Raw genomic sequence first — 24343 nt, forward strand, 5'->3', positions numbered from 1 at the left:
TCGTCAGGCGAGGCCGGGCTCGCCGTCGTGCGACACGACGGCCGAGCCCTCGTCGCTCAACGACACGATGACGCCGTTGTCGAGCTCCGCGATCGGACGCCCCTCGAGCCACGTGAGCGTCCAGCGGGGCCGGGGCTGACCGAGCAGATCGCCGGGGATCGCGGCGTCCACATCGCGGATGCCGTCGGCGAGCGCCGCGGGCACCGAGCGCGGCGGCTCGTCTCCGGACGTCCAGCGTGTTCCGAGCTGCATGTCAGACCTCCTGTGCGGCCAGATCGATCTGGGCGACGCCGATGGCGTCGCCCTCGACGAACACGATCTCGGCGATCCGGCCCACGGCCTTCAGATCGCCCTCGGCGAGACGCAACGCGGTGATGGCCGCGGCCGGAGCGGCGATCGTGGCGTGCGCCACCGGCGTCTTCTGCGAGGCCTTCGCCTCGGTCTTGGAGCGGCGGATGCCCACGAGCGCCTGCCCGACGGCCGACAGCACCGCGGGGTCGCCCTCGATGCCGAGCGGGTCGGGCCACGACGCGGCGTGGATCGAGCCGTCGTTGAACCACGACCACGCCTCCTCCGCCGCGAACGCGAGCACGGGCGCGAGCAGACGCAGCTGCGTCGACAGGGCGATGCGAAGCGCGAGCGCCGCGGATGCCTGGCCGACATCGGTGCGGTCGTAGGCGCGCTCCTTCACCAGCTCGAGGTAGTCATCGCAGAACGTCCAGAAGAACGACTCCGTCAGCTCGAGGGCGCGCGCGTGGTCGTAGGCCTCGAACGCCTTCGTGGCGTCGCGGACGACACCGTCGAGTGTGGCCAGCATGGACGCGTCGAGCGCGTGGGTGACCTCGGCGCCCTCGGGCACGGGGAAGGACAGCACGAACTTGGCGGCGTTGAGGACCTTGATGGCCAGGCGTCGGCCGATCTTGACCTGCGTCGGGTTCTGCGGGTCGAAGGCGGCGTCGGCGCCCAGGCGGCTCGAGGCCGACCAGTAGCGCACGGCATCCGTGCCGTGCTGGGACAGGATGTCCGCCGGGGTGACCACATTGCCCTTGGACTTGGACATCTTCTTGCGGTCGGGGTCGACGATGAAGCCCGAGATGGCGGCATCCGTCCACGGCGCGCGTCCGTCCTCGAGCGCACTGCGCAGCATCGTCGAGAACAGCCACGTGCGGATGATGTCCTGCCCCTGCGGCCGCAGGTCGAACGGGGCGACGGTCTGCCACAGCTCGGGATCGCGCTCCCAGCCGCCCGCGAGCTGCGGCGTCAGCGACGACGTCGCCCACGTGTCGAAGATGTCCTTCTCGGCGTCGAAGCCGCTCGGCGCGCCGCGCTGATCCTCGGTGTACCCCGGGGGCACGTCGATCGTCGGGTCGATCGGAAGCGCCGCGAGGTCCGGGGTGATGACGCGGTCGTAGTCGCGCTCACCGTTCTCGTCGAGCCCGTACCAGACCGGGATCGGCACGCCGAAGAAGCGCTGACGCGACACCAGCCAGTCGCCGGTGAGGCCGCCGACCCAGTTCTCGTAGCGGACGCGCATGAAGTCGGGGTGCCAGTCCATGCCGGCACCGAGCGAGACGAGCCGGTCGCGCAGCTGCTCGTCGCGCGCGCCGTTGCGGATGTACCACTGGCGGGTCGAGACGATCTCGAGGGGCCGGTCGCCCTTCTCGTAGAACTTCACCGGGTGCGTGAAGGGCCTGGGGTCGCCCTCCATCTCGCCCGAGGCGCGCAGCAGCTCCACCACGGCCTTCTTGGCGCTGAACACGGTCTTGCCCGCCAGCTCCGCGTACGCGGCCCTCGCGGCGTCCGTCACGATCACGTCGGGCGCCTCGGCCATCACGCGGCCGTCCATCCCGAGGATCGTGCGGTTGGGCAGCTGCAGCTCGCGCCACCACACCACGTCGGTCACGTCGCCGAAGGTGCAGATCATGGCGATGCCCGAGCCCTTGTCCTGCTGCGCGAGCGGGTGGGCGAGCACGGGCACCTCGACGTCGAACAGCGGCGTGCGCACGGTCGAGCCGAACAGGGGCTGGTACCGCTCGTCGTCGGGGTGGGCGACCAGCGCCACGCAGGCGGGGAGGAGCTCCGGCCGGGTCGTCTCGATGTGGATGTCGCCCGAGCCGTCGCTCTTGTGGAAGGCGATGCGGTGATAGGACGCCGGCTGATCGCGGTCCTCGAGCTCGGCCTGCGCGACCGCGGTGCGGAAGTCGATGTCCCACAGGGTGGGCGCGAGGTCCTGGAACGCCTCGCCGCGCTCGATGTTGCGCAGGAACGCCAGCTGCGACGTGCGGATCGTGTCATCCGAGATCGTGCGGTAGGTCTGCGTCCAGTCGACGCTGAGACCCAGCTGGCGGAACAGCGCCTCGAAGTGCTTCTCGTCCTCCTCCGTGAGGCTCTCGCACAGCTCGATGAAGTTGCGGCGGCTGATCGGCACCTGGTCCGCGGGCTTGAGGTTCTTCGTCGTGCCTTCGAACGGCGGCGTGAAGTCGGCGTCGTACGGCAGCGACGGGTCGCACCGCACGCCGTAGTAGTTCTGGACGCGGCGCTCGGTGGGCAGACCGTTGTCGTCCCAGCCCATCGGGTAGAAGACCGTCTTGCCGCGCATGCGCTCGAAGCGCACCTTCACATCGGTGTGGGTGTAGCTGAACACATGGCCGATGTGGAGGCTCCCCGAGGCCGTCGGCGGGGGAGTGTCGACGGAGTAGACGCCGGCGCGACCGACCTCGGCTGCCCGGGCGCGGTCGAACAGGTACGTCCCCTGCTCGCTCCAGCGCGCATCCCACTTGTCTTCGAGACCCTCGAGGGCGGGCTTGTCGGGAATGTGCGCGTCTGACATGGGGGTCTCCTCCGTCGATATGTGCGGCACCGTGTGAGCGTGCCTGAGTGTGGGATGCCGATCGATTGTACCGGCCGAGACCTCGGAGCCCGGTGAACGGACGGTGACCGCCCGCCGGCTCAGTCCTGGATGCGGATGCCGAGCCCCGCGGCCAGGGTGGGCGCGATCCGCTCGACCTGGTCGCCCGACATCGTCGCGTCGCGCAGGCTCGTCACGTCCAGGTACGCGAGCGCGTCGAGGCCGCGCAGGTCCAGATCCGTACTGCGCAGACCGCGGGTGTCGACCTCGTCGGCGCGCGACGATGCGAAGGCGACCCGCGCCAGACGCGCGGCGGGCAGATCGAGCGCGCCGATCGTGCAGTCCGCGATCACGAGGTCGTCGACCCGTGCACCCGCGAGGGAGAGATAGTCGATGCGGATCCCGCGCAGCTCGACCTCGTCCAGCTCGGCATCCGAGAGGTCGAGGGTCCCGATCCGGCCCCCCTCGACGAGCACGCGTCGCCACCTCGTGCCGCGGGCGCGGACGGCGGGCACCCGCGCGCCCCGCACGGCCACGTCGAGCAGCGTCGCATCCGTCAGCACCAGTTCGTCGGCGGCGATCTCGTCGAACGCGCACGCCTCGATCGTCGCGCGCGGTGCGTCGATCACGCCGGCCGATCCGGTCCAGCGCACTTCGTGGGCATCGGCTCCCGCGGTGGGAACCTCTCCTTCGCCGAGCACCGACGGCAGATCGGGAGCCGACACGCGGGGCGGTGCCGGAGACGTGCGCGCGCGGGCCATGCGGCCGAGCCTACGCGGTGGCGCGTTCCGGTTCGGCCTCCGGGGACGCCGTCGCCGCGGCGAGGCGCACAGCGGCCCACGACGCGACCAGGGTGATCCCCGACAGCATCGCGAGGACGATGCCCGGATGCCACCACGCGAAGTCGGTGGCCGTTCCCAGCAGAGCGGTCGCCAGGGGCACGAAGCCGCTGACGGTGGCGGCGACCGCGTACGAGATCGACAGCGCCGAGTAGCGCACGTGATCGGGGAACAGATCGTTCATGAGGCCGCCGAGGGCCGCCCACGACATCGTCGGCAGGATGCCGCCGACGATCATCGTGCCCACGAGGATCGGGAACGTCGCGAACTGCAGCAGGTAGTACATCGGGAACGCGATCGCGAGGGTGCCGGCGGCACCCCACAGCACGACCCGCGCCGATCCGATGCGCGTCGCCCACGCGCCGAACAGCGGCACGGTGATCAGCTGCAGCAGGCCGCCGATGGTGGTCGCCACCAGCAGGTCCTGGAAGCTGAAGCCCAGCTGCGCCACGCCGTAGTTGACGGTGTAGGTGTTCATGAGCGAGTACGAGCCGATGCCCAGCAGTGCCGCACCGATGGCGACCGCCACCGCGACCGGACGCTGCCGGAAGAGCGCCACGAAGGGGATGCGGTCCCGGCGACGCTGCGCGACGACGTTCTCGAACACCGGGGTCTCGGTGATCGACCACCGCAGGTACAGCGAGACGGCGAGCAGCGGCAGCGCCAGGAGGAAGGGAATGCGCCAGCCCCAAGCCGCCAGTTCCGCGGCGGGGAGCGTGAGCGTCATCACGATGAACAGCGTCGCCGACAGGATCGAGCCGACCGGCGAGCCCAGCTGGGGGATCGCGGCGTAGAACGCGCGCTTGACGGGACCGGCGTGCTCGGTCGCGATGAGGATCGAGCCTCCCCACTCGCCGCCCAAAGACAGGCCCTGCACGATGCGCAGGGTCACCAGCAGCACGGCGCCGAGCCAGCCCGCCTGTGCGTACGTGGGCAGCAGGCCGATGAGACCCGTGGCGATGCCCATGATCGCGATCGTCCACAGCAGCGTCGCGCGCCGGCCGAGCCGGTCGCCCATGTGTCCGAACAGCACGGCGCCGATGGGCCGCACCACGAACGCCACCGCGATGGTCGAGAAGGCCAGCAGCGTGCCGCCGACCGCGCCGAGGGGCTCGAAGAACAGCGGTCCGACGAAGTACGCCGAGAAGTAGGCGAAGACGTAGAAGTCGAAGGACTCCAGGGACGTTCCGACCATGGACGCCCACGCGACGCGCGGGGCGAGGGACTTCGGTCGTGTGGTGGGGATCGCAGCAGACACGAGGGACAATCCTGGCACGAGTCCAGAAAGTCCGGCGAATCCGGACGGCTGAAGGTGCGCGACGCCCGGTAGAATCGACGGACACGCATCGATCCGGCCATCACCGGGGAGCACTCGGAAGAACGCCGCGCGGCCCGCCGTACGGTCACTAGAACCGAGCGGGTCAGGCCCGTCACAGCCGCAGTGAGAGAGGCGACGCCCGGACCGGGCGCCGCAAGCAGGGTGGTACCGCGATCCGCGAGGGTCGTCCCGGCAGAACAGCACAATCGAGCATCTGCGAGACGACATGACCTATCCCCGCCCCTCCGCCGGAGCGTCCTTCGGCGCGGCCGCCGTCGTTCCGAGCCCGCGCTTCCCCGAGATCGAGCAGGACACGCTCGCGTTCTGGGCCGACGACGACACCTTCCGCGCGTCGATCGCGAACCGCGACGGCGCCGACGAGTGGGTCTTCTACGACGGTCCCCCCTTCGCCAACGGCCTGCCGCACTACGGGCACCTGCTCACCGGCTACGCCAAGGACGTCTTCCCCCGCTTCCAGACGATGCTCGGGAAGAAGGTCGACCGCGTCTTCGGGTGGGACACCCACGGGCTCCCGGCCGAGCTCGAGGCGATGAAGCAGCTCGGGATCACCGAGAAGGGCGAGATCGAGCAGATGGGGCTGTCGGCGTTCAACGCGAAGGCCCGCGAGTCCGTGCTCGCGTACACGCGCGAGTGGGTCGACTACGTCACGCGGCAGGCCCGATGGGTCGACTTCGACAACGGCTACAAGACCCTGGACCTGGGCTACATGGAGTCGGTGCTGTGGGCCTTCAAGACCCTGTGGGACAAGGACCTCGCCTACGAGGGCCACCGCGTGCTGCCCTACTGCTGGCGGGACGAGACGCCGCTGTCCAGCCACGAGCTGCGCATGGACGACGACGTCTACAAGATGCGGCAGGACCCGTCGGTGACCGTCACCTTCCCGCTGGTCGGCGTCAAGGCCGAGGCGCTCGGCCTCACCGGCGTTCGGGCGCTGGCGTGGACGACGACGCCGTGGACGCTCCCGACGAACCTGGCCCTCGCGGTCGGGCCCGACATCCGGTACGTCGTGCTGCCCGGCGGGCCCGCGGGCGCCGCCGACGTCCACCACGCCCCCGACGGCACATCCGACGACCCGGTCGAGGCGGCGTCGCACCGCTACCTCCTGGCCGAGGATCTGCTCGCCGGGTACGCCAAGGACCTCGGATACGCCTCCGCAGAGGAGGCGCGCGAAGCCGTCGAGCGCACGGTGGTCGGCGCCGAGCTCGCCGACGTCGCCTACGACCGGCTCTTCGACTACTACGCGGATGCCGAGACGTGGGGCACGCAGGAGGCGTGGCGCATCCTGGTGGACGACTACGTCTCGACCGGCGACGGCACCGGCATCGTCCACCAGGCGCCCGCCTACGGCGAGGACGACAAGCGCCTCAGCGACGCCGCCGGCATCCCGACGATCCTCTCGCTGGACGAGGGCGGCCGCTTCCTGCCGCAGGTGGCGGATGTCGCGGGCCAGCTGTGGATGGACGCGAACACCCCGCTGGTGCGCCTGCTGCGCCAGAACGGGCGCCTGCTGCGACTTGCCAGCTACGAGCACTCGTACCCGCATTGCTGGCGGTGCCGGAACCCCCTGATCTACAAGGCCGTCTCGAGCTGGTTCATCCGCGTGACCGACATCAAGGACCGGATGCTGGCGAACAACGATCAGATCACGTGGGTGCCCGACAACGTCAAGCACGGCCAGTTCGGCAAGTGGCTCGAAGGCGCCCGCGACTGGTCGATCAGCCGCAACCGCTACTGGGGCTCGCCGATCCCGGTGTGGAAGAGCGATGACCCCGAGCACCCGCGCGTCGACGTGTACGGCTCGCTCGAAGACCTCGAGCGGGACTTCGGCACTCTGCCGCGCAACGAGCAGGGCGAGGTCGATCTGCACCGCCCCTACATCGACGAGCTGACGCGGCCCAACCCCGACGACCCGAGCGGCAGAAGCACGATGCGCCGCATCGAGGACGTCTTCGACGTCTGGTTCGACTCGGGTTCGATGCCCTACGCGCAGGTGCACTACCCGTTCGAGAACCAGGAGTGGTTCGACGAGCACGCGCCCGCCGACTTCATCGTCGAGTACATCGGGCAGACGCGCGGCTGGTTCTACGTCATGCACGTGCTGTCGACCGCGCTGTTCGACCGCCCGGCGTTCACGGGCGTGTCCTGCCACGGCATCGTGCTCGGCAGCGACGGCCAGAAGATGTCGAAGTCGCTGCGGAACTACCCCGACGTCAGTGAGGTGTTCGACCGCGACGGCTCGGACGCGATGCGCTGGTTCCTCATGTCGAGCCCGGTGCTGCGCGGCGGCAACCTCGTCGTGACCGAGGAGGGCATCCGCGCGGGGGTGCGCGAGTTCCTGCTGCCGCTGTGGAACGCGTGGTACTTCTTCGCCACGTACGCCAACGCGGCCGGCGGCCCCGAGAGCGGGGGGTACGAGGCGACGTGGCGGACGGACTCGTCCGACGTGCTCGATCGCTACATCCTCGCCCTCACCGGCGACCTGGTCCAGGGCGTCGCCGCCGACCTCGAGGGGCTGGACTCGACGTCGGCCGCCGAGAAGCTCCGCGACTTCGCGGAAGCGCTGACCAACTGGTACATCCGCCGCTCGCGAGACCGGTTCTGGCTCGGGGTCGATCCGGCCGATCCGTCGTCGACCGAGGCGTTCGACACCCTGTACACGGTGCTCGAGACGCTGTGCCGTGTCGCCGCGCCCCTCATCCCGCTGATCTCGGAGCGCGTGTGGCAGGGCCTGACGGGCGGCCGGAGCGTGCACCTGACCGACTGGCCGGACGCCGCCGCCTTCCCGGCGGCCGCGGACATCCGCGTCGCGATGGACGCGGTGCGCGAGGTGTCGTCGGTCGCGAACGCCCTCCGCAAGAAGGAGGGCAAGCGGGTGCGACTGCCGCTCGCACGGCTCACCGTCGTGCTGCCCGAGGCGACGTCGCTGGCGCAGTTCGACGACATCGTCCGCGACGAGCTCAATGTCAAGGCGGTCGAACTCGTGGAGCTCGGCGAGACCACGGCCGCCGAGTACGGCATCACGCATCGCCTGTCGGTCAACGCCCGCGCCGCGGGCCCGCGCCTGGGCAAGCAGGTGCAGCAGGTGATCCGCGCCGCCAAGGAGGGCGACTGGGCCGAGCAGGCGGGACGGGTGACGGCGGGAGGCGTCGCTCTCGAGCCGGGCGAGTACGAGCTCGTGCTCGAGACCTCGGGACGCCCTGAGGGCGAGGCGCTCGCGCTCCTGCCCGCGGGCGGATTCGTCCTGCTCGACACCGCGACCACGGCCGAGCTCGAGGCCGAGGGACTGGCCCGCGACGTCATCCGTGCCGTGCAGGACACCCGCAAGGCCGCCGGATTCGACGTCAGCGACCGCATCCGCCTCTCGCTGACGTTCGCGGACGCCGACGACGCGGCGGCGGTCGCTGCGGCGTTCGGGGTCGCCGACGTCGCCGGCGAGACCCTCGCGCGCGAGTTCTGCGTCGCCGGGCCGCGGGGCGTCCTGCTCGGCGCCGACGTCGACGGGGCGGAGCACACTGCGATGGTGGCGGAGAAGACCTATGCGAACGCCGGCGACTTCACCGTCGCCGTGGCCAGGATCGAGGTGGAGGCATGAGCGATCGCGACCGCGCGCGGGCCGACGCCGTCTACGACGCGCTGCTGCAGCGCCAGGGCGAGCAGTGGGTGCAGCCGCGCGTGGAGCGCACCGCGCGCGTGCTGGAGTTCCTCGACGACCCACAGCGCACGTACCGGGTGATCCATGTCACGGGCACGAACGGAAAGACCTCGACCAGCCGCATCATCGAGAGCCTCGTGCGGGCGCACGGACTGCGGACGGGTCTGTTCACGAGCCCGCATCTCGAGCGGTTCACCGAGCGGATCATGATCGACGGCGAGCCGGTGTCGGATGCGGCCGTGGCCGACGCGTGGGACGAGATCGCGCCCTTCGTCGAGATCGTCGACGCCGAACTGGCGGCGGCGGGCGATGCCGCCCTGACGTTCTTCGAGCTGCTCACCGTGCTCGCGTTCGTGGCGTTCGCGGACGCGCCGATCGACGTCCTCGTGCTCGAGGTGGGCATGGGCGGATCGTGGGACTCGACCAACACCGCGGACGGCGACGTCGCGGTCTTCGCCCCGATCGCCCTCGACCACCGCGACCGTCTGGGGAACACCCTGGCCGAGATCGCTTCGGTGAAGGCGGGCATCATCAAAGACGGCGCCGCGGTCGTCTCCGCACGGCAGGATCCCGCCGCAGAGGCGGTGCTGCGTGCGGCGGCGCAGCGCCGGGGCGCGACGGTCGCCTTCGAGGGCGATGCGTTCCGCCTGGCCGAGCAGCGCCTGGCCGTGGGAGGCCAGCTGGTGTCGATCGCAGGCCTGGCGGGCACGTACTCGGACGAGTATCTGCCGCTCTACGGCGAGCATCAGGGCTTCAACGCCGCTCTCGCGATCGCGGCGGTGGAGTCGCTGCTCGGCGGCGCGTCGCAGCCGATCACGGGCGAGATCCTCACCGAGGGCTTCGGGCAGGTCACCTCGCCCGGGCGCATGCAGCTGATCGGCGCATCGCCGACGGTCATCGTCGACGCGGCGCACAATCCGCACGGCGCCCACGCGCTCGTGGCCGCGCTGCGGGCGTCCTTCGACTTCGACGAGTGGGGAGTGGTGCTCGGGATCCTCGGCGACAAGGACGCCGCGGGCATCGTCGACGAACTCGTACCCTTCGCGGCGCACGTGTTCGCGACGTCCCCCGATTCGGACCGCGCCGCCGACGCCGAGGCGATCGCGGATCTCGTCGAACATCGCGGCGGGCGCGTGACCGTCCACGACGACCTCCCCTCCGCCGCCGAAGCCGCTCGCGAATGGGCTGCCGCATCCGATCGCCGAGCGGTGGTCGTGGCCGGCTCCGTCGTGCTCGCCGGCGAAGCGGTCGTGCTCGCCGAGGCGGAGGACTGGAAGGCGGGGTGGGAGCAGTGAGCGCCGAAGCGCCCCGGCCCCGGCGGCGGCGCGGCGCGCGCGAGTCGCTGGCGTCGATCGTCCTCGCCTTCGAATCGGTCATCGCGTTCCTCGGCGGTCTCACGGTGTACGGGCTGCGCGCGCTTCCCGAGCCGATCGAGCCGTGGTGGGGCATCGTCGGCGGCGCCGTCGTGGGCGCCGCCATGATCGTCGTCAGCGGCCTCGTGCGCCACACCTGGGGCATCGCGCTGGGATGGGTGCTGCAGGGCGTGGTCGCCGTCGGCGGCTTCTTCGTGCCCGCCCTCTTCCTGGTCGCCGCCGTGTTCGGCGGCATGTACGCGTATGCGACGATCAAGGGGGCTTCGCTCGACCGACGGAACGCGCAGCTCGCGCCGGACAACCCGAATGGAGAATGACATGGCCATCGAAGAGACCCTCGTCCTGGTGAAGCCGGACGGCGTCGCGCGCGGACTGACCGGCGCGATCCTGGCCCGCATCGAGGCGAAGGGGTATTCGCTCGTGGACCTGCGGCTGGTCGAGCCCGACCGCGAGCGGCTCGAGCGTCACTACGCCGAGCACGAGGGCAAGCCCTTCTACGAGCCCCTGCTGGAGTTCATGATGTCGGGCCCGTCGGTGGCGATCCGCCTCGCCGGCAACCGCGTGATCGAGGGCTTCCGCTCGCTCGCCGGGACCACCGACCCGACCACCGCTGCCCCCGGGACCATCCGCGGCGACCTCGGCCGGGACTGGGGCCTGAAGGTGCAGCAGAACCTCGTCCACGGCTCCGACAGCGTGGAGTCCGCCGGCCGCGAACTCGAGATCTGGTTCGGCTGAACGACGACGTCTTCAGGGCCCGGGATGCGATCGCGTCCCGGGCCCTCTGGCATGACGGGACGGTCAGCCCGCGATGCTGTTCCAGATGTTGACGATGGCGTCGAGCTTGACCTGGGCGATCAGGATGATCACGGCGTAGCTCAGGATGGCCATGAGGGGCACCCAGGCCATGAGCCGATCGGCCGCCGAGCGCACGGCGTTCGGGACGGGGACCTGACCGCTGCGCAGCACGTGCAGGGTCACGGCGTAGAACGACGGGATCGTGACCGCCCACGTGACCATGCACCACGGGCAGAGGGTGCCGAGGTTGAAGATGCTCTGGTAGATCAGCCAGCACACGAAGCCGAACGCGAAGAGGAACCCGCCCCAGAAGAACCACCAGAACCACGGCGCGAACCGTGCTCGCGCGAGAATCGCGAAGCCGACGACGATCGGTGCGATCCATGCGGCGAGGCCGATCACCGGGTTCGGGAACCCGAACACGCTGCCCTGCCACGACTCCAGGTTCTTGCCGCACTGGACCAGAACGCTGAAGTCGCAGGAGGCTGTCGCGGTGGGGTCGGCGAGCAGCACGAACTTCTCGACGGTGAGCTCGAATGCGGCGATCCAGCCGATCACCCCCGCGACGATGAGCCAGACGGCGAGCGCGATGGGTCGGGTGTGTGACCGGGTGGGGGGCATGCGTCCGATTCTTCCACCGCCGGCGGCGAATCCGAGTGCCCTCCATCAGGCCCGCGCGGGGGCCGATCGGAGCGCCACGGGCAAACGCCTCGCGAAAGTGCGATAATGGTCGCTGATCGATGACGGCCGCGCCGTCGCCGACCACCCAAGACTTTCGGGCGACGAGCGCCCGCGCAGGTCGGGACCCCGCCGCATGAGCCGGGACCGCCTGCAAACCGAGTGAGTTCGCGGCACCGCAGGTGCGGCGCCGCACGAGATTTCGCCGGGCGACGCGCGGTGCGCCCGCAGGGAGTAAGCCAGTGATGGCCGATGAGCACAATGAACACGACCACCCCGACAACGCGACTGCGCACGAGGCTCCCGCAGTAGCGGAGCAGGCCTCCGCCGACGAGATCGCGCCGGAGAACCCGGAAGCGGCGGACACCGCCCCGGAGGCATCGGCCGGAGACGCGGTCGCGTCGGGGGACGAGACGCCGGTCTCCGACGTCGCCGATGCGGCTCCTTCGGAGACCGAGGCGACCGATCCCGAGGCCGCGCCCGCCTCCGACGCTGTGCCGGAGCCCGAAGCGGCGAGCGACTCTTCGCGCGCTCCCGAGGCCGACGCTGTGCCGGAGCCCGGCGCTCCCGCCCCGGAGGCGGCATCCGCTTCGCAGGCCGACGCGGAGCCCGCTCCGGACGAGCAGGCACCGTCGGCGGACGGCGGCGCGGAACCCACCGCAGGCGACGAGGCCGCGTCAGGCGACGTCGCCCCCGAGCAGGAGCCCGAGCCGCTCACGGCCGCCGGCCTGGGGCTGATCCCCGAGGTCTTCGTCTCGCAGGTGACGACGAGTCTGCACTTCTACGCCCCCGAGATCACGCTGCTCCCGCCCCGCCCGGGTGCCGAGCGCGGCGACTCCGAGCAGTCCTCGAGCGCGAGCGCCAACGCGTCCGGGCCCGGGTCCGGATCGCGTCGGCGCGGACGTCGCCGGGGCGGCTCGAACGGCGGCGACCAGGGCGACCAGGGCGAGAGCCAGCCGCGCCAGCGAGCGGTCGAGGTCGTCAACGAGCCGCAGCGCATCAAGGGCTCCACGCGTCTGGAGGCCAAGAAGCAGCGTCGCCGCGACGGCCGCGAGGCAGGCAGGCGACGCACCGTCGTGACCGAGGCCGAGTTCCTGGCCCGTCGTGAGGCCGTCGACCGTGTCATGGTCGTGCGCTCGAAGAACGGCCGCATCCAGATCGCCGTCCTCGAGGACAACGTGCTGGTCGAGCACTACGTCGCCCGCAGCCAGGAGGCCTCGCTCATCGGCAACGTCTACCTCGGGCGCGTGCAGAATGTTCTCCCGAGCATGGAGGCGGCCTTCGTCGACATCGGACGCGGACGCAACGCCGTGCTGTACTCGGGCGAGGTGGACTGGGATGCCGTCGAGACCGGCAACCAGCCGCGACGGATCGAACTCGCCCTCAAGAGCGGCGACAAGGTGCTCGTGCAGGTCACCAAGGACCCCGTAGGGCACAAGGGTGCGCGTCTGACGAGTCAGATCTCGCTGCCGGGGCGCTACCTCGTGTACGTTCCCGGCGGTTCGATGAACGGCATCTCGCGCAAGCTCCCCGATACCGAGCGCGCGCGCCTGAAGAAGATCCTGAAGGAAGTCCTCCCGGAATCCAGCGGTGTGATCGTGCGCACGGCGGCCGAGGGCGCCACCGAGGAGCAGCTCACGCGCGACGTGCAGCGCCTCACGACCCAGTGGGAGCACATCGGCAAGCAGGTCCAGTCGGTGCAGGCGCCGGCGCTGCTGCACGCCGAGCCCGACCTCCTGGTGAAGATCGTCCGCGACGTCTTCAACGAGGACTTCACCAAGATGCTCATCCAGGGTGAGGACGCGCACCACACGATCACGAAGTACGTCGAGTCGGTCGCTCCCGACCTGCTGGACCGCGTCGAGGCCTACGAGGGCGATCACGATCCCTTCGACGAGTTCCGCATCACGGAGCAGATCGAGAAGGCCCTCGATCGCAAGGTCTGGCTCCCGTCGGGCGGATCGCTCGTCATCGACCGGACCGAGGCGATGACCGTGATCGACGTCAACACCGGCAAGTTCGTCGGGTCCGGCGGCAACCTCGAGGAGACCGTCACCAAGAACAACCTCGAGGCAGCCGAGGAGATCGTCCGCCAGCTGCGCCTGCGCGACATCGGGGGCATCATCGTCGTGGACTTCATCGACATGGTGCTCGAATCCAACCGCGACCTGGTGCTGCGACGCCTCGTGGAATGCCTGAGCAGGGATCGCACCAAGCACCAGGTCGCCGAGGTGACGTCGCTGGGCCTGGTCCAGATGACGCGCAAGAAGCTCGGCCTCGGCCTGCTCGAGACCTTCAGCGAGCCGTGCGAGGTGTGCGCCGGGCGCGGCATCATCGTCCACCACGACCCCGTGGTCAAGCACCGGCCCGCCGGCGGGCAGTCCTCGCGCCGCAGCCGCGCATCGTCGAATCCGGCACCTGCTCCGGCGACGGGCAACGGCGGCGGCACGCACGTGATCACCGAGGGCGTGAAGTCGGCGCTGGCTCAGATCGCGGCCTCGACGATCCATCACCACGACGAGGCGGCGGAGGGCGAGCCTGCGTCCGAACCCGTCGTGGAGGAGCCGGCCGCGGAGCCGCGCAAGTCCGATCGTCCCAAGAAGCGCAAGAAGCGTCAGGACAGCGCGCAGAAGGCGCCCAAGACCGAGACGGACATGCTGCTGGACTCCGTGCTGAGCTCCCTCCCGGAGCCGAAGGCGCCCGGCCAGGGTCGGTCGCGCCGTCGCGTGACCACGGCCGCGCTCACCGGCACCCCCGTGCCGCCGACGACCGACGGGGACTGAGCGGATCAGCCGTCCGCGCGGCGCTCGCGTCGCTCGCGCGCGGTGACCCGCAGGCCCGAGGCCAGCAGGCGGCGCACCAGCTCGTGTCCGGACACGGGCTGGGCGCCGGCGGCGATGAGCCGGTCGTGCGCCGAGTCCGGCACGTCGTAGTGGTCGAGGTCGAACCCGCGGCGGGGGATCCCGTTGGCTTCGGCGAAGGCGTGGAGCTCGGCGAGGTCGGAGTCGCTGACGAGATGGGACCACAGCCTGCCGTGCGCCGGCCAGCGCGGTTCGTCGATCAGGATCGTCACGACGACGATCCTAGAGCGCGCCGAGCGACACGCGGCCTCGATGCTTTTGCCTCTGGTGCCGGCATCCGGTAAACTCGACCTTTGGTGCGTCAGTGTCGCAGACGTGAACTGCGAACCGGCAAGCCCCGCAGCCGGCGGGCGCTTCCGCACCACAGACTTCCTCGTCTCGCAAGAGCAGAGTCTCGCAAAGACAAACGGAGCCGTGCGCTCCTCCCCAGTAGAAACAGGTGTGAAGTGGTTTACGCAGTTGTGCGCGCCGGCGGCCGTCAGGAGAAGGTCCAGGTCGGCACGATCGTCGTCCTCGATCGTCAGCAGGCGAAGATCGGCGACAAGATCGAGCTTCCCGCGGTGCTGTTCGTCGACGGCGACAAGGTGACGACCGACGCGGACAAGCTCGCCAAGGTCACCGTGACCGCCGAGGTGCTCGGCGAGGAGCGCGGCCCGAAGATCGTGATCCAGAAGTTCAAGAACAAGACCGGCTACAAGAAGCGCCAGGGCCACCGTCAGGACCTCACGCGCGTCAAGGTCACCGGCATCAAGTAAGCCAGGAGAGACGCAGAGATGGCACACAAGAAGGGCGCAAGCTCCACCCGCAACGGTCGTGACTCCAACGCGCAGCGCCTCGGCGTCAAGCGCTTCGGTGGCGAGGTCGTGAACGCCGGCGAGATCATCGTCCGCCAGCGCGGCACGCACTTCCACCCCGGCGCCAACGTCGGCCGCGGTGGCGACGACACCCTGTTCGCCCTCGCGGCGGGCTCGGTGGAGTTCGGCAGCAAGGGCGGCCGCAAGGTCGTCAACATCGTGGCGGCCGCGGAGTAATCCACCGCACGCACATGAGTCTTCAGGAGGGGGCGGGCTTCGGCCCGCCCCCTCCCTTTACCCTGGGGAGCACCCAGACCTGAGGGGGACCGGATGGTCACGTTCGTCGATCGCGTGACGCTTCACCTGCGCGCCGGCAAGGGCGGCAACGGCTGCGTGTCGGTTCGTCGCGAGAAGTTCAAGCCGCTCGCCGGCCCCGACGGCGGCAACGGCGGCAACGGCGGCGACATCGTGCTCGTCGCCGACCCCCAGGTCACGACGCTGCTGTCCTACCACCACTCGCCGCACCGGAACGCCGGCAACGGCGGGTTCGGGATGGGCGACAACCGGTCGGGGGCCGCGGGTGAGCCCGTGGAGCTGCCCGTGCCCGTCGGCACCGTCGTGAAGGACGGCTCGGGCGACGTGCTCGTCGACATGATCCGACCCGGCATGCGATTCGTCGCGGCCCCGGGCGGACAGGGGGGACTGGGCAACGCAGCTCTGGCCTCGCCCAAGCGCAAGGCGCCGGGCTTCGCCCTGCTGGGCACACCCGGCTGGGAAGGCGACGTCCAGCTCGAACTCAAGACGGTGGCGGATGTCGCGCTGGTCGGGTACCCCTCGGCCGGCAAGTCCAGCCTCATCGCCGCGGTCTCGGCGGCGCGCCCGAAGATCGCCGACTACCCGTTCACGACGCTGCATCCGAATCTCGGTGTCGTGCAGGCCGGCGACGTGCGCTTCACGATCGCGGACGTGCCCGGCCTCATCGAAGGCGCGAGCGAGGGCAAGGGCCTCGGGCTCCAGTTCCTGCGGCACGTCGAGCGCTGCACGGCCCTCGTGCACGTTCTGGACTGCGCGACGCTGGAGCCGGGTCGCGACCCGCTGTCTGATCTGGACGTGATCCTCGCCGAGCTCGCGGCGTATCCGGTGCCCGAGGGCCAGATCCCGCTCACCGAGCGCCCGCAGCTGGTGGTGCTGAACAAGATCGACGTCCCCGAGGCGCGCGATCTTGCCGAGCTGGTGCGTCCCGACCTCGAGGCGCGCGGGTTCCGCGTGCTCGAGATCTCGACGGTCAGCCATGAGGGTCTGCGCGAATTGACCTTCGCCCTCGGCGACATCGTCCAGACCCATCGGACGGCGACGGTCGAGGCCGCAGAGCCCGAGCGCATCGTGATCCGGCCCAAGGGCGCGGACCGGGAGTTCCACGTGCGCGTCGAAGGCGGCACCTACGGGAACATCTACCGGATCATCGGCGACAAGCCGCTGCGCTGGGTTCAGCAGACCGACTTCCAGAACGACGAGGCCGTCGGGTTCCTCGCGGATCGGCTGGAGCGACTGGGAGTCGAGGACGAGCTGTTCCGTGCCGGTGCCACTCCGGGGGCGACGGTGGTCATCGGCGAGGGCGACGGCATCGTGTTCGACTGGCAGCCGGCGCTCACGTCCGCCGCCGAGCTGATCACCGCTCCGCGCGGGACGGACGCGCGGCTGGACCAGAGTGGGCGTCGCACCACCGCGGAGCGACGCGAGCGCTATCACGAGCGCATGGATGCCAAGGCGCAGGTGCGCGCCGAGCTCGAGGCCGAGCGCATCGCCGAGCACGACGACGCCGAGGGTGCCGAATGACGGCGAACGCGCGCGCCGACATCCCGATCGCGCGCCGCGTCGTGGTCAAGATCGGATCCTCGTCGATCAGCGGCGGGAACGCCTCGCGGATCCAGACGCTGGTGGAGGCGCTCGCGGCCGCGCACGCGCGCGGCACCGAGATCGTGCTCGTGTCCTCCGGGGCGATCGCCACGGGGATGCCGTTCCTGTCGCTCGACGAGCGCCCGAGTGATCTGGCCACGCAGCAGGCGGCTGCGGCCGTGGGGCAGAACGTCCTGGTCTACCGCTATCAGCAGGCGCTGCGCGCCTTCGAGATCGTCGCCGGCCAGGTGCTGCTGACCGCCGGCGACCTCGAGAACGCCACGCACCGCTCCAACGCCCGCCGGGCGATGGAGCGGCTGCTCGGCCTGCGCATCCTGCCGATCGTCAATGAGAACGACACCGTGGCGACGCACGAGATCCGGTTCGGGGACAACGACCGGCTCGCCGCGCTGGTGGCGACGCTCATCGGCGCCGACGCCCTCGTCCTGCTGAGCGACATCGAGTGCCTCTACACCCGCCCGCCCGACGAGCCGGGCGCCGTGCCGATCCCGCACGTCGCCTATGGCGACGATCTGCACGGCTTCGAGTTCGGGTCCGTCGTGGTCAACTCTGTCGGCACGGGCGGCGCCGCGACCAAGGTGTCGGCGGCGCGCCTGGCCGCCGCCGCCGGAACGGGCGTGCTGGTCACCAGCGCCGACCTCGTCCACCGGGCGCTCGCGGGCGCTGATGTCGGCACGTGGTTCGCGCCGAACCCCGAGCCGGCAGCTCCGCCGGCGACCGGTCCCGTGCGCACGGCCGCCGGTACACTGGGCGGATGATCACGACGGCGACGACCGCGCGCGAGCGCATGCAGCTCGCGAAGGACGCCTCCCGCAGCATCGGCCTGCTCGGCGACGACGACAAGCGCAGCGCACTGCTGGCGATCGCCGACGCGATCGCCGAGGCCGCGCCCGACATCGTCTCCGCCAACGCCGAGGATCTCGAGCGCGGCCGCGGATCCGGCCTCTCGGACGCACTGCTGGATCGACTGCGCCTGGACGGGCCGCGCGTGTCGGGCCTGGCCGCCGCCGTGCGCGACGTCGCCGATCTGCCCGACCCGGTCGGACGGGTCCTGGACGAGCGGACTCTCGACAACGGGCTGCGGCTGACGAAGGTCGCCGTCCCGTTCGGCGTCGTGGGCTCGATCTACGAGGCCCGGCCCAACGTGACGGTGGACATCGCGGCGCTCGCGCTGCGTTCGGGCAACGCCGTGGTGCTGCGGGGCGGCTCGGCCGCGGAGCGCACCAACGCGGCGCTCATCGCCGCCATGCGCGCCGCGCTGCGCTCGTGCGGCCTCGACCCCGAGGCGATCCAGACCGTCGACGACTTCGGCCGCGACGGTGCGCGGGAGCTGATGCAGGCCCGCGGTCTCGTCGACGTCCTCGTTCCGCGCGGCAGCGCACAGCTGATCGAGACGGTCGTGACCGAATCCCTCGTCCCCGTGATCGAGACGGGCGCCGGCGTCGTGCACATCGTCCTGGCGGACACCGCTCCGGTCGATCGGGCGACGGCGATCGTCGCCAACGCGAAGGCCCAGAGGCCCAGCGTCTGCAACGCCGTCGAGACCGTGCTGGTCGTGCGGTCGGCGGCCGAGCGACTCGTGAGCCCCGTCGTGGCTGCGTTGCAGGCGGAAGGCGTCACCGTGCACGGCGATGCCGAGGTCGCGTCGCTGGCCGACGAGATCGTCCCGGCCACCGAGGACGACTGGGCGAAGGAGTACCTCAGCCTCGACATCGCGATGCACGTGGTGGACGACCTCGACGAGGCGCTCGATCACATCCGCCGCTACTCCACGCACCACACCGAGTCGATCATCACCGAGGACGACGCCGAGGCCGAGCGCTTCCTCGCCGAGGTCGATTCGGCAGTGGTGATGGCGAACGCGTCCACGCGCTTCACCGACGGCGGCGAGTTCGGCTTCGGTGCGGAGGTCGGGATCTCCACGCAGAAACTGCACGCGCGCGGACCCATGGGCCTCGCCGAGCTCACCAGTGCGAAGTGGCTCGCCCGCGGCGCGGGGCAGGTCCGCACCTGACCCCATAGACTGGACGCGCGCCTCCATCCGGGGGAGAACCGAAACGGAGTTGGAATGACCCTCGCCACGATCATCACCGTCGCAGCGGCTGAGTCCGAGCACCACGGCAACGTCGCCCTCGAGACCGTCGGGTACGGCATCGTGGCGATCGTCGCGTTCGCGGCCCTCGCGCTCGTGACGCTGTCCTACCGGAACGTGGCCAATCGTCACGCGCACAAGGCCGAGGCCTACGCCCGTGCGCACGCGGGCGACATCGAGAAGGCGGGGCACGGCCACTAGGCCGGTGCATGGCCGCGGCACGCGCCCCGAGAGTCGGGGTGATGGGTGGGACGTTCGATCCGATCCATCACGGGCACCTCGTCGCGGCCAGCGAAGTGGCCCAGTCCTTCGATCTCGACGAGGTGGTCTTCGTCCCCACCGGGATCCCGTGGCAGAAGACGGATGTCTCGCCGAGTGAGGACCGCTACCTCATGACGGTGATCGCGACGGCGTCGAACCCTCGATTCACCGTGAGCCGCGTGGACATCGACCGCGCCGGCGACACCTACACGATCGACACGCTGCGTGACCTGAAGCGCCAGCGGCCCGACGCGGAGCTCTTCTTCATCACCGGCGCAGACGCCATAGCGCAAATTCTCAGTTGGAGAGACCATGATGAACTATGGGGTCTCGCCCACTTCGTGGCCGTCTCACGCCCGGGTCACGTGCTCACCACCGAAGGTCTTCCGACGGAGGATGTGAGCCAGCTCGAGATTCCCGCACTCGCGATCTCTTCGACGGACTGTCGTGACCGTGTGGAACGTGGCCACCCGGTGTGGTACCTGGTTCCCGATGGGGTCGTGCAATACATTGCGAAGCATCACCTCTACCGGAGCAAGGAATGAACACACCCGAGCAGCCGGCGAGCCCTCCGCTCACGCGCAAACAACTTCGTGAGCTGCGCAACACGGGGGCGACCCCCATCGTGCCGGCGGTCGCCACCGAGGAACCCGCCGAAGAAGAAGACCCCAACGCCTCTCAGCCCGCGCCGCCGTCCGGGCCGCCCGTGGCACCACCCGCGAACCCGGCGCCGCTTCCGCGTGCCGCCGCGCCCGCCCCGGTCTCGGAGCCGCCGGCACCGGACTCCTCGGTGGATCTGGGCGTCGCACCCCTCACCCGCCGTCAGGCGCGCCAGCAGGAGCGGATCCGCACTGCGTCGGTGCCCGTGATCACGCCCGAGGTCGCGGCGGCCCACACGGCCGCCAACGCCGCGCCGCCCGTGGCCGAGGCGGAGGCCGGGGTCGGGGAGCAGGCTCCCGCGGACGAGGAGCAGGCTCCCGCCCACGAGGAGCAGGCTCCCGCCCACGAGGAGCAGGCTCCCGCGCACGAGGAGCAGGCGCCTGCATACGAGTCCCACACGCCGGCGTTCGCGTATCCGGCGACCGAGGACGAGCAGCCGGACGCCGTCGCCGACGCGCAGCCTGCCGCGCCCGCCGAGGAGCGCGTCGTGAACCCGCGCCTCGGAGCGGCGCTGGCGACCGGCGGCGGCGCCGACGTCCCACCGTCGTTCGATCAGCTGCTGTCGCCGTCCTCCTCGGGCTCGTCGAGCACGCCGAACGCGCTGATCCTGTCGCAGACCCCCAGCGCGGCCCCGCTGGTGGCACCGGTGACGGCGGCCGGAGACGTCATCCTCACGGGCACGTTCAACCTGCCCGACGGACTGGGCTCCACGGGCCACGCCACCGGCACCGCCGACGGCAAGGAGGTCGACGCGGTGCTCGTCGACGGTGAGCTTCCCGCGCACTCGTCTCCGACGCCGATCGCGGCCAGCGCCGCGGTGAGCACGTCCAAGTCGGCCGGCGAGGTCATCAGCCCGCCGACTCCGGAACAGGGCAGCCGCCTGATGATGGTGCTGGCCATCACCGCCGGCGTGCTGGCGCTGGCGCTGGTCGGCGTGCTGATCCTCGCGTTCGTCACGGGGGTCTTCTCGTGACCGCGAGCCCGCTGGGACTCGAGATGCTGCAGATCGCCGTCGCCGCCGCGGACGCGAAGGGCGGCGAGGACCTCGTCGCCCTCGACGTGTCCGAGCCGCTTCCGCTCGTCGATGTCTTCCTGGTCGTCACGGGGCGCAGCGAGCGGAACGTCGCGGCGATCGCCGACGAGGTCGAGGACCGGCTGCTGGCGGCCGGACACCGTCGGCTGCGCCGAGAGGGCCGCGAGGAGTCGCGCTGGATCCTGCTGGACTTCGGCGACCTCGTGGTGCACGTCTTCCACGAGCAGGAGCGCATGTACTACGGGCTCGAACGGCTCTGGAAGGACTGCCCGCTCGTGCCCTTCGAACTGCCCGCCCACTCGTCGGCGGACTGACACGCGCGGAGGGCGCCGTCGATTCGGAGCGCGCCCCGGAATGTAGTAAGCTGATGGGGTTGCCCCGCGAGGGGAGAGAACAGAACAAGGGCCTGTGGCGCAGCTGGTAGCGCACCTGCATGGCATGCAGGGGGTCAGGGGTTCGAGTCCCCTCAGGTCCACTCATCGAGAAGCGCCCCGATCCGTCGGGGCGCTTCTTCGTGCTCTGGAGGGTCCGTGCGGCCCTGGTCACCGCGACACGTACTGCTCGGCGAGGGCACCGCCCACCACGATCGCGACGACCCAGGCCGCGGTGAACACCGCGAACTTCGCGGCCGTGCCGATCATGATCCATCCGATGTACCTGCTGCGGTCCGCCGGGGCCGCCACCGCGATGAGGAGTCCCGCGGTCGAGGCGAGGATCCAGGGGGCGACCAGACCGGCCGTTCGCAGGCCGCGGTCCTTGGCGATGTCGGCCACCCGGTTGACGGCGGCGGGCGGATACTGCCGGCCTCGGCGGGCCGCTCTGCGCTGGAGCGTGCCCGAAGCCGCCACGCCCACCCCGTACATGATGTACGTCCGCACGAGCTGCGCGACGGTGACGACGAGGAAGATCAGCCAGGAGGCCATTCCGGCCTGGATGCCGAAAGGGATCACGAACGCACCGAAGAAGAAGCCGGACAGGAAGATGATCATCGCCAACGACACGCCGCCAGTATGGCACCGCGGGGCGCGCCGATCCCACCGCGGTCGTCGCCCGCCGGAGCCGCGTCCGCCGACGCCGCCTAGGGTGGGAGCGTGAAGCGTCGCCTGAGAGAGATCGTCGTCTGCGGTGTCCTGACCGCGGTCGCGGCGGTCGCCGTGGGCGACGGCGCCGCGTGGGCGACGACCGCTGAGGCGGCGACGCCCGCGATGCCCTCCGTCGGCGTGGTGGCCGCGCCGCCGGACGCTCCGGCGGCCTCGGCGTCCGATCTCGTGGCGTCGCTCAGCACGCGCCAGAAGGCGGCGGCCGTGGTCATGGGGCACCTCCCCACGACGGATCCCGGCGCGCTGCGCGCGTACATGAGCGACACGGGGATCGGCGGCTTCATCCTGATGGGTGCGAACGTCCCGCGCGACGAATCAGCGCTGCGCGCCGTGACGCGCGCCCTGACGCCGGATGACGCACTGCCACCGCTCCTCGCGATCGACCAGGAGGGCGGCGACGTCTCACGGCTGCCGTGGGACGACTTCGAAGCCGCGACGACGCTGAAGTCCGAGCCGGCCTCTGCGACGCGCTCGGCATTCGCGGGTCGCGCGGCGCTCGTCCTGCGGGCTGGGATCGGCGTGAACTTCGGCATCGTCGCCGACGTCACCGCGGATCCGGGATCGTTCATCTACCGTCGCGCCCTCGGAACGAGCCCGGAAACCGGTGCCGAGCGCGTCTCGGCGGCGGTCGACGCCGAATCCGGCTCGGCGCTGTCCACACTCAAGCACTTCCCGGGACACGGTGCGGCGCCGGGCGACTCGCACGTCGGCATCCCCTCGACGTCGATGCCGGAGTCCGCATGGGCCGGCGCAGAGGCGGCGCCGTTCCGGGCCGGCATCGAGGCGGGGGCACCGCTGGTGATGTTCGGCCATCTCGCCTACACGGAGGTGGACGCGGCACCGGCATCGCTGTCGGAAACGTGGCATCGCATCGTCCGCGAGGATCTCGGGTTCGACGGCGTCGCGATCACCGACGATCTCGGGATGCTCGAGGCATCGGGGATCCCGGAGTACCGCGACCCGGTCGCCAACGCCGTCGAGGCCCTCGCGGCGGGCAGCGACATGGTGCTCACCGTGCTCTACTCCGACGCCTCGACGGCGCCGCGGATCGTCGACGGGATCGTGGCCGCGGTCGACGACGGTTCGCTCCCCGTCGAGCGTCTCGACGAGGCTGCCCGACGCGTCACCACCCTGAGGCTCGCGCTGGCGGCTGCCGGCGAGGCGCTCCTGCCCTGCACGGACTGCGCCGCGGTCGGATGATCACGCCGGCGCCGCAGCGGCCAGCAGCGCGGCGCGCACGGGCTGGGCCCGCACGCTGAAGGCTCGCTGGCGCCGCACGTACTCGGCCTTCCCCTCGGGGGTCTCGATCCGGATCGGCTCGTACCCCCAGCCGCGGAGATCGTACGGCGAGGCGCGCATGTCGAGCTCGCGGATGTCGCGCGCGAGCTCGAAGGCATCCAGCAGAAGCGCCCCCGGCACGAGCGGGCCGAGCTTGACCGCCCACTTGTACAGGTCCATGCCGGCGTGCAGGCACCCGGGCTGCTCCGTGCGGGGCTGGTCCGCGCGTGTGAGAGGAGTGCGATTGAGCGGCACGGCGGCGGGAGTGAAGAACCGGAAGGCGTCGAAGTGCGTGCACCGCAGCTCGTTCGCTCGCACGACGGCATCCGTCCCGTCGCGGCCGAGGCGCAGCGGCACGTCGTGTCGAGGCACGCCCTCGCGATACACCATCGCCCATTCGTGCAGCCCGAAGCAGCCGAATCCGGCCGGCCGCGACGCGGTCGCACCCAGCAGTCGCGCGACGGCGTCGACCAGCATCGGCCTCTCGCGAACGAACCCGGCCGCGTCGACGACGAGGGTGCCGTCGCCGGGCCCGGGCCGGTACCACCTCCAGCCGGCACGCTCCGAGTTCGCGGCACCGCGGAGCACCACGTCGGCGCCCGGGTGCCAGCGCCGAAGCAGCGCAGGCTTGTACGAGTAGTACGTGAACAGGAAGTCCTCGACCGGATGCTTCTCCCCGCGCGCCGCGCGCTTGCGGTGACCGGCCGTCAGCACATCCGCCCTTCCGCGATGGACCGCCTCGGCGTCGCGCCACTGATCCTCGTCGAGGGCGACGGGGGATCCGGATGCTGCGTGCACCGGTCGAGGATACGACGGGGGGCTG

23 protein-coding genes and 1 tRNA gene are annotated in these 24343 nt (G+C 70.8%); 16 read left to right on the forward strand and 8 right to left on the reverse strand.

Annotated elements, in window-relative coordinates; all coding sequences use genetic code 11:
- Positions 1–3 precede the first annotated feature (3 nt).
- From P0L94_04340 to P0L94_04355, 4 genes are all read right to left on the reverse strand, one after another.
- Positions 4–252: a hypothetical protein gene (locus tag P0L94_04340; GenBank protein WES65303.1), complete on the reverse strand. Its 249-nt coding sequence runs from the start codon at positions 250–252 to the stop codon at positions 4–6.
- Between the two features lies 1 nt (position 253).
- On the reverse strand, positions 254–2830 hold the full coding sequence (gene valS / locus P0L94_04345) for a valine--tRNA ligase (protein WES65304.1): 2577 nt from the start codon (positions 2828–2830) through the stop codon (positions 254–256).
- A gap of 119 nt (positions 2831–2949) precedes the next feature.
- Positions 2950–3609: a hypothetical protein gene (locus P0L94_04350; protein WES65305.1), complete on the reverse strand. Its 660-nt coding sequence runs from the start codon at positions 3607–3609 to the stop codon at positions 2950–2952.
- A gap of 10 nt (positions 3610–3619) precedes the next feature.
- The gene (locus tag P0L94_04355; protein WES65306.1) at positions 3620–4945 is read right to left on the reverse strand and encodes an MFS transporter; all 1326 of its coding nucleotides are present in this window, start codon (positions 4943–4945) and stop codon (positions 3620–3622) included.
- 286 nt (positions 4946–5231) lie between these two features.
- Between P0L94_04355 and ileS the strand changes: the two genes are divergently transcribed.
- The 4 genes from ileS to ndk are packed head-to-tail and all read left to right on the forward strand — an operon-like array spanning position 5232 to position 10786.
- Positions 5232–8618 (forward strand): isoleucine--tRNA ligase, encoded by a 3387-nt coding sequence (ileS, locus tag P0L94_04360; protein ID WES65307.1) that lies wholly within the window; start codon positions 5232–5234, stop codon positions 8616–8618.
- Positions 8615–9973 carry a bifunctional folylpolyglutamate synthase/dihydrofolate synthase gene (locus P0L94_04365; protein ID WES65308.1) on the forward strand — a complete coding sequence of 453 codons (1359 nt, stop codon included), beginning with the start codon at positions 8615–8617 and terminating at the stop codon, positions 9971–9973. Before ileS ends, P0L94_04365 begins: the two co-directional genes overlap by 4 nt.
- Positions 9970–10368 carry a DUF4233 domain-containing protein gene (locus P0L94_04370; GenBank protein WES65309.1) on the forward strand — a complete coding sequence of 133 codons (399 nt, stop codon included), beginning with the start codon at positions 9970–9972 and terminating at the stop codon, positions 10366–10368. The genes P0L94_04365 and P0L94_04370 overlap by 4 nt, the downstream gene beginning before the upstream one ends.
- 1 nt (position 10369) lies before the next feature.
- Complete coding sequence (gene ndk / locus P0L94_04375; protein WES65310.1) at positions 10370–10786, forward strand: nucleoside-diphosphate kinase; 417 nt, start codon at positions 10370–10372, stop codon at positions 10784–10786.
- 63 nt (positions 10787–10849) lie between these two features.
- Here ndk and P0L94_04380 read toward each other — a convergent pair whose 3' ends face one another.
- A complete protein-coding gene (locus P0L94_04380; protein ID WES65311.1) occupies positions 10850–11467 on the reverse strand; it encodes a vitamin K epoxide reductase family protein in 618 nt (205 codons plus the stop codon).
- 302 nt (positions 11468–11769) lie between these two features.
- Here P0L94_04380 and P0L94_04385 point away from each other — a divergent pair, with 302 nt between their 5' ends.
- Complete coding sequence (locus tag P0L94_04385) at positions 11770–14307, forward strand: Rne/Rng family ribonuclease (protein ID WES65312.1); 2538 nt, start codon at positions 11770–11772, stop codon at positions 14305–14307.
- Between the two features lie 5 nt (positions 14308–14312).
- Here the strand turns inward: P0L94_04385 and P0L94_04390 are convergent, their stop codons facing one another.
- Positions 14313–14597 (reverse strand): DUF4031 domain-containing protein, encoded by a 285-nt coding sequence (locus P0L94_04390; GenBank protein ID WES65313.1) that lies wholly within the window; start codon positions 14595–14597, stop codon positions 14313–14315.
- 234 nt (positions 14598–14831) lie between these two features.
- On the opposite strand from P0L94_04390, the gene rplU reads away from it, so the two are divergent.
- The 10 genes from rplU to P0L94_04440 all read left to right on the forward strand — a co-directional run bounded on the left by rplU (position 14832) and on the right by P0L94_04440 (position 21617).
- Positions 14832–15140 (forward strand): 50S ribosomal protein L21, encoded by a 309-nt coding sequence (gene rplU / locus P0L94_04395; GenBank protein WES65314.1) that lies wholly within the window; start codon positions 14832–14834, stop codon positions 15138–15140.
- A gap of 18 nt (positions 15141–15158) precedes the next feature.
- On the forward strand, positions 15159–15416 hold the full coding sequence (rpmA, locus tag P0L94_04400; protein WES65315.1) for a 50S ribosomal protein L27: 258 nt from the start codon (positions 15159–15161) through the stop codon (positions 15414–15416).
- A gap of 93 nt (positions 15417–15509) precedes the next feature.
- A complete protein-coding gene (gene obgE / locus P0L94_04405) occupies positions 15510–17015 on the forward strand; it encodes a GTPase ObgE (GenBank protein ID WES65316.1) in 1506 nt (501 codons plus the stop codon).
- Entirely contained in the window at positions 17012–17854 is an 843-nt protein-coding gene (gene proB, locus P0L94_04410; protein ID WES65317.1) for a glutamate 5-kinase, read from the forward strand. Before obgE ends, proB begins: the two co-directional genes overlap by 4 nt.
- Complete coding sequence (locus P0L94_04415) at positions 17851–19110, forward strand: glutamate-5-semialdehyde dehydrogenase (GenBank protein WES65318.1); 1260 nt, start codon at positions 17851–17853, stop codon at positions 19108–19110. Before proB ends, P0L94_04415 begins: the two co-directional genes overlap by 4 nt.
- 54 nt (positions 19111–19164) lie before the next feature.
- Entirely contained in the window at positions 19165–19389 is a 225-nt protein-coding gene (locus tag P0L94_04420) for a hypothetical protein (GenBank protein WES65319.1), read from the forward strand.
- Between the two features lie 8 nt (positions 19390–19397).
- Positions 19398–19994 (forward strand): nicotinate-nucleotide adenylyltransferase, encoded by a 597-nt coding sequence (gene nadD, locus P0L94_04425; GenBank protein ID WES65320.1) that lies wholly within the window; start codon positions 19398–19400, stop codon positions 19992–19994.
- The gene (locus tag P0L94_04430; GenBank protein ID WES65321.1) at positions 19991–21082 is read left to right on the forward strand and encodes a hypothetical protein; all 1092 of its coding nucleotides are present in this window, start codon (positions 19991–19993) and stop codon (positions 21080–21082) included. The genes nadD and P0L94_04430 overlap by 4 nt, the downstream gene beginning before the upstream one ends.
- A complete protein-coding gene (gene rsfS / locus P0L94_04435) occupies positions 21079–21456 on the forward strand; it encodes a ribosome silencing factor (GenBank protein WES65322.1) in 378 nt (125 codons plus the stop codon). The genes P0L94_04430 and rsfS overlap by 4 nt, the downstream gene beginning before the upstream one ends.
- 88 nt (positions 21457–21544) lie before the next feature.
- Positions 21545–21617, forward strand: a tRNA-Ala gene (locus P0L94_04440).
- A gap of 67 nt (positions 21618–21684) precedes the next feature.
- On the opposite strand, the gene P0L94_04445 is transcribed toward P0L94_04440, so the two are convergent.
- Entirely contained in the window at positions 21685–22143 is a 459-nt protein-coding gene (locus P0L94_04445; protein WES65323.1) for a hypothetical protein, read from the reverse strand.
- Between the two features lie 90 nt (positions 22144–22233).
- On the opposite strand from P0L94_04445, the gene P0L94_04450 reads away from it, so the two are divergent.
- Positions 22234–23442 (forward strand): glycoside hydrolase family 3 N-terminal domain-containing protein, encoded by a 1209-nt coding sequence (locus P0L94_04450; protein ID WES65324.1) that lies wholly within the window; start codon positions 22234–22236, stop codon positions 23440–23442.
- Here P0L94_04450 and P0L94_04455 read toward each other — a convergent pair whose 3' ends face one another.
- Complete coding sequence (locus P0L94_04455) at positions 23443–24318, reverse strand: hypothetical protein (GenBank protein ID WES65325.1); 876 nt, start codon at positions 24316–24318, stop codon at positions 23443–23445. It abuts the gene before it with no gap.
- Between the last annotated feature and the right edge of the window lie 25 nt (positions 24319–24343).

The sequence above is a fragment of the Microbacter sp. GSS18 genome (assembly GCA_029319145.1).
Lineage (GTDB): Bacteria > Actinomycetota > Actinomycetes > Actinomycetales > Microbacteriaceae > Microbacterium.